Annotated in this window: 5 protein-coding genes; 2 read left to right on the top strand and 3 right to left on the bottom strand. The window is 39.0% G+C overall.

The features are described from left to right. Nucleotides 1-259: 259 nt before the first annotated feature. The 3 genes from M3196_RS21620 to M3196_RS21610 all read right to left on the bottom strand — a co-directional run bounded on the left by M3196_RS21620 (nt 260) and on the right by M3196_RS21610 (nt 3516). Complete coding sequence (locus M3196_RS21620) at nt 260-1426, bottom strand: acyltransferase (RefSeq protein ID WP_251324361.1); 1167 nt, start codon at nt 1424-1426, stop codon at nt 260-262. A gap of 212 nt (nt 1427-1638) precedes the next feature. Continuing rightward, complete coding sequence (locus tag M3196_RS21615; protein ID WP_251324360.1) at nt 1639-2694, bottom strand: LCP family protein; 1056 nt, start codon at nt 2692-2694, stop codon at nt 1639-1641. Nucleotides 2695-2883: 189 nt separating this feature from the next. Continuing rightward, the gene (locus tag M3196_RS21610; protein WP_251324359.1) at nt 2884-3516 is read right to left on the bottom strand and encodes a YigZ family protein; all 633 of its coding nucleotides are present in this window, start codon (nt 3514-3516) and stop codon (nt 2884-2886) included. 293 nt (nt 3517-3809) lie between these two features. Here M3196_RS21610 and M3196_RS21605 point away from each other — a divergent pair, with 293 nt between their 5' ends. Continuing rightward, entirely contained in the window at nt 3810-4958 is a 1149-nt protein-coding gene (locus M3196_RS21605; protein WP_251324358.1) for a sensor histidine kinase, read from the top strand. Nucleotides 4959-4970: 12 nt separating this feature from the next. Beyond that, entirely contained in the window at nt 4971-5702 is a 732-nt protein-coding gene (locus M3196_RS21600) for a response regulator (RefSeq protein ID WP_251324357.1), read from the top strand. The last annotated feature ends 228 nt before the right edge of the window (nt 5703-5930 follow it).

Below are 5930 nucleotides of genomic sequence, written 5' to 3'. Positions count from 1 at the left end.
AATGATGAAAGAGTGTTAGTGGAGGGATATCCCTCCACTAACACTCTACCCTACAACCATATATACGGACGAAGAGAGATGCTTTGGATATTGTTCGTTTACACAGACTATTTGACATAACCGATTGCAGTGGAAACTCGTGAGATTACCATCCATTTTCGCGAGAATATCTACTTTTTTCGTGAGATTCCTGGAATCGCACCGCTTCAAACCAATAAAAAAGAACTGACTCGATCACGAGTCAGCTCCACATTATTTTTTAAGACGCTTGATAAGCTTCTTTTTTAGATGGTACATATGGATTTTTCGGCTTTGGCCCGAATAGTACCCATGATTGTTTGAACTTCATAATGTTGCCTACAATTATCCATGAACCGATCAATGCCCATAAGAACATCGCTGCAACTCCAACGTGATATAAAATCGGATCAGATGTCACGATCACTTTACGTGCAATCAACAGCAGAATCGGATGGATCAAGTAAACACCGAATGATACAACACCTAAGTGAATCATTACGTTCAGTACTTTTTCGTGAAGGTTACGGTATAACCAGTATGCGATCTGCATCAATACTAAAGCAGAAGAAAAGGTGTGAACGTTCCATAACAATTCATAAATCTTAGAGTCGATCATCGCACCATTTGCTCGAGTGGCATACCATACACCAACGTGTCCGGCTGATGTACCAACCCAAATCGCCCAAAGCGGAATCCATACAAGCGCTTTTTTAGAGAAAAGCTTTTCTTTTGTCACGACCAGATAATCATGAATCTGCTGATAATGAATTCCCATAAAGGCACCAAGGAAGTAATAAGACATATAAGAGAATGAAATACTCCCTTTTAATGAGTACTGCCAGTAGTAATGGTTGAGTAATACGAAAGCCCATTGAAGGACGAATCCAATCCAGATGGTGTGTTTCGTTACCTTAGGGAACTTCTTCAAGAACATTAAGATGAACGGGAACAGGATATAAAGCTGGATGGAGATAAACACAAAGTATAAGTGTGTGTATGCTTTACCTGTTAAAAAGTCCATGATAAACGCTTTGAACATCTCACCTGTACTTGCATATCCTTGAACCGTTGCTGTCATAGCAAAGTATAAGAAAGAGAATATAAAGTAAGGAATGATGATGAACAATAAACGCTTCTTGTAGAAGCTTGTTATTCGTTCCTTTGTCAAAGGTTTGTGATAGTAATTAAAGAAAAGTACAAAACTACTTAAGAAAATAAATGTCGGTGTACCAAATTTAAAGAAAATGTTTAAAAAGTTGTACACTCCATAAAGTGATGAATCTGTGTTGAAAGCAGCTACAACACCTGAAGTAGAGTGGACCATGATAACACCGATAATGGCTAATGCACGAACCAAATAAATTTCACGAATTTGTTGAGGTCGCTGTAAAGTATTGTTCTTCATGTCTTTCACCTCGATTATTAATTACATAGAGAAATATTTTCCGATATTAAAATTTCATAATAACAACGTTCGTAAGTGTAACATGTTTTATTGGGATACTTAAACCATCACTTATTTCCATTTATTTTACAATTTAGTGACCTCTCTAAAAGCATACAAAAAAAGCTTCCCTAAAGATAGGGAAGCTAAACGAAGATTTTGTAAAGATTCTGTTAAGGAGTTTCGGAGTCTTCAGAGCCTGTTTCCTCTGACTCGTTTGTTGTACTTTCTGAACTTGGATTGTACTCGTATCCTGGAAGTTCTAAGTGAGATTTAAGTTTTTCTGATACTTCTTGAACTGAAGCTTCGTCAAGCTCATAATAATAAGCGCCAGTACTTGTATCGTCGAAGCCTTCTAGTTTAAGATTCTCAATGGAATCAATTGATTTTGAATACTTAAATAGAGCTAAGATATTACCAAACGTAAAGTTGGTCGCCATATTGTCGCCAACTGTATCAATTACGGTTCCATACTTCGGAATGGATTCCATTGAAGCTGATTTTTTAATAATAGCTTCAACGAGCTGTTTCTGACGATCACCACGGTAAATATCGGAGTCAAGCTTACGCGTTCTTGCATAAGCAAGTGCCTCTTCAGGACCAAGCTCTTGCAAGCCAGGCTTTAAGTGGATCGCTTTTGCTTCGTCTTTACTGTTCTGCTCAACAATTTCTTTTTCAACATTGATTTCAACACCACCAAGAGCATCAATTATCTCTAGGAACGCATCGAAATTTAATTTTACATAATAATCTACAGGAACGTCGAAAAGATTTTCAACCGTTTCAACTGTTAGATCCATACCGCCATATGAATGGGCGTGTGCAATACGGTCTGTGTTGCGGCGTCCTGGAATCTCAACTTTTGAGTCTCGCGGCAAACTTACCATCTTAACGGATTTATCTTCCTTATTAAATGTAGCTAAAATTAGAGCATCCGATCGGACACCTTTATAATCCCCATTCGCACTGAAACCTCGTGTCGAACTGTCATCTACCCCTGCTAAAAGAACGGAGAAGTGATCTTCCGAGGGGTCAACTGCCTGCTCCCGTTTTTCTGATTTACCTCCACGCCCTAATTCTTCGTTTGCATTAGAGGTTGCATTTGCTAATTTATATGTTAAATAAGAGCCGTATCCTACAGATGCCAATACGATGACCAGCACAGGAACAAGGATAAAAAGTATACGTCGGCGTCTTTTTTTTCTTTGGCGCATAACTTTTCTATTCATAATGGAAAACTCCTTTTTCATAACAAAAGAATGAGGGCCTATACCCATAGTATAAATCCTTCGTATCAAATATATATAATATTGGCGTCAACTTACCGTAATTTTTTGGCAATAGTTTAATGTTAAGAGAGGAAAGGGAAAATAGCAACAAAATTATTGTTACATTTTGTTGAAATTAGGGAAAAAGGTCTATATAATTTTTTCCAAATATTCCTGTTCACCTAATTTGATCTCACTCTGGGCATTTGATAGATCTGTAATCCATTCTTGAAATGCATCTGCTTCTTTTACGGGTACATACATTTGGATCTCTACTTTATCTAAGTAATTCATCTCTTTTATGGGATAGACCGAGTTGCGAAGTTCGTTTTCCATTTTTCCTAGAAGAGTATAATCAACCGTGATGTGTACGACCTGGTGAAGCTGGCGCTGTACAACACCGATGTGATTGAGGCCATCGGAAACGGATTTGCCATACGCCCGGATCAATCCTCCGGCACCTAGCTTAATTCCGCCGAAGTAGCGGGTAACAACAGCAACCGTGTCTTTCAATTCCCTTTTTTTGAGAACCTCTAACATCGGAACACCTGCTGTACCGCTTGGTTCACCATCGTCGTTCGCTTTTTGAATGTTGTCTGTCTCCCCGATCAAATAGGCTGAACAGTTATGTGTTGCGCTGTTGTGTTCTTTTTTGATTTTTTGTATAAAATTGATCGCTTCTTCTTCGGTTGTTGCTCTAGAAATATGAGCGATAAACCTGGATTTATCGATGACGATTTCGTGCTGGCCAGTTTCTTTAACAGTAAGATAGTCGGATAACATATTTAGAGAAGCTCCTTTTAGATGTTGTTATGAAAATTTTAAAGTCAAAATTGTCGAAAAATCTTTAATCCTATAAAGTATCATGATATTCTTCATTATAAGGTATTTTAAAACTCATTCAAATTCTTAAAAATTATTTAGGAAGAAAAGTCATAAAATTCCACATCTTGGCGAATGTAGTATATAAGAAGGATTTATGGCTTATGGATAATAAGTCCTATATGAAAATTAGGCAAGATGGTTCTAGAACTTCCGTTTGTACTTCTTTATCGTTTTAATTGGGGGAAATTTACATGTCTGCAGCTAAATTAACGATAGATCCACAATTGCTGGACGGAATTTTAAATAAAACCATCGATACGGTAACCGAAAGCCAATCGCAGATCTTTGAAATCAGTGAGCATTCGCGTCAGGAATTTCAGCAGCTGCATCGTGAACTTGAATTGGTTAAGCAGCAAGTGATCGAAGTGATCCATAAAGCTGACAAAACAGAGGAATCGGCGAAATTAGCCCGAACCCGCCTGGCAGAAGTAAGCAAGCATTTTCAAAAATACAGCGAATCAGATATCCGTGATGCTTATGAGAATGCCAATAAGTATCAGATCGATCTTTCGATTATTCGGCAAACTGAAAAACAGCTTCGGGAAAAGCGAGATGAGTTGGAGCGGCGGATTCTAGCCCTTAATGAAACTGTACAAAAAGCTGAATCTTTAGCTGGACAAATTTCTGTTGTATTGAATTATCTGAACGGGGACTTAAGAAAGATTAACGAACTCGTTCAAGATGCAAAGCAGAAGCAGGAGTTTGGGCTTCAAATCATTGAGGCACAGGAAGAAGAGCGAAAGCGTGTATCCCGTGAAATTCACGACGGTCCTGCACAATTGATGGCAAACGTCCTTATTCGCTCGGAATTACTAGAGAAAATTTACGTCGAAAAAGGAACTGATGCCGCTCGTGCCGAAATAAAAGACTTAAGAGTTATGGTTCGCGACTCCTTAAAAGAAGTTCGCAGAATTATTTATGATCTACGCCCGATGGCATTAGATGATCTTGGTCTTGTTCCGACACTGGATAAATATTTACGCAACGTGAAGGACAGATCTGGTAAAGTTGTTGAGCTGCATGCCCTGGGACAATCCAGACGTTTTCCTACAAAAATGGAGATTGCCATATTCCGTTTGATACAGGAATCTGTAAGCAATGCAGTTAAGCATTCAGACGCAAACTTAATCGAAGTTAAACTGGAGTTTACTCAAAAGTTCATTTCATTATATATTCGAGATGATGGTAAAGGATTTGACACGTCCAAGCCTGCAAAGTCCAATTCCTTTGGCATGATGGGGATGCGGGAGCGGGTGGAACTCCTTGAAGGTACAATAAAAGTTAAATCCCGCTTGAACTACGGTACAAGTGTTTACATTCAAATTCCCATTCAAGACTAGGAGGGTTCACACATGAATAATGTAAATGTGTACGAAAATAACGCCTCAGCACCTGAGAAAACTAGAATAGCTATTATTGACGACCACCGTTTGTTCCGTGAAGGAGTAAAACGCATTTTAGATATGGAAGATCAGTTCTCTGTTGTTGCTGAAGGTGACGATGGTTCAGAAGCTGAAAGTATCGTTCGCGACCACAATCCAGATGTCGTGCTGATGGACATCAACATGCCGAACATCAACGGCGTAGAAGCAACTCGACGTCTAGTGGAGAAATCTCCTGATACGAAGGTTATCATCCTTTCTATCCATGATGATGAGACATACGTATCACATGCCGTTCAAACAGGTGCATCAGGCTATCTTTTAAAAGAGATGGATGCAGATTCTTTGATCGAAGCGGTAAGAGTTGTTGCTGAAGGCGGCGCCTATTTGCACCCGAAAATTACTTATAATTTGCTGAACGAATTCCGCCGTTTATCAACGACAAACAAAACACAGCAAAACAAAGCTGGATTTATAGAAGTGGAATACCGCAAGCCATTACACATCCTAACTCGCCGTGAGTGTGAAGTACTTCAGTTGTTAGCGGACGGACGCAGTAACCGTACGATTGGTGAAGAGCTTTATATCAGTGAAAAAACAGTTAAAAACCACGTAAGTAACATTCTGCAAAAAATGAATGTAAACGACCGTACACAAGCTGTTGTTGAAGCAATCAAAAACGGCTGGGTAAAAGTACGTTAATTAGTGAGGATAGAGAAGACCCTTCGAGTGAGAAGGTCTTTTTTTTATTGTGGGGATTTTCTGACGGTGACGGTTGTCGAAATGTGTCGGCTCGCGAGTTTATTGTAAGCGTCAATTAAATGACACCTTCTTTCTGGATGTTCTTTCATGTGATAATCAAGTCATCTTTTATTCCAGAAGGGGGATATCATATGGATACATCAACTCGATTTTCTACATTTGGGACAG

Origin of the sequence: Fictibacillus nanhaiensis (assembly GCF_023715445.1) — a bacterium.
In the GTDB taxonomy this organism is placed as follows: domain Bacteria; phylum Bacillota; class Bacilli; order Bacillales; family Fictibacillaceae; genus Fictibacillus; species Fictibacillus nanhaiensis_D.
This window is presented reverse-complemented; position numbering and strand designations above follow the sequence as displayed.

Excerpts from the sequence above, each read along its gene's own strand:
- M3196_RS21605 (WP_251324358.1), top strand. The coding sequence starts at position 3,810 with ATGTCTGCAGCTAAATTAACGATAGATCCACAATTGCTGGACGGAATT.
- M3196_RS21620 (WP_251324361.1), bottom strand. The coding sequence starts at position 1,426 with ATGAAGAACAATACTTTACAGCGACCTCAACAAATTCGTGAAATTTAT.
- M3196_RS21615 (WP_251324360.1), bottom strand. The coding sequence starts at position 2,694 with ATGAATAGAAAAGTTATGCGCCAAAGAAAAAAAAGACGCCGACGTATA.
- M3196_RS21610 (WP_251324359.1), bottom strand. The coding sequence starts at position 3,516 with ATGTTATCCGACTATCTTACTGTTAAAGAAACTGGCCAGCACGAAATC.
- M3196_RS21600 (WP_251324357.1), top strand. The coding sequence starts at position 4,971 with ATGAATAATGTAAATGTGTACGAAAATAACGCCTCAGCACCTGAGAAA.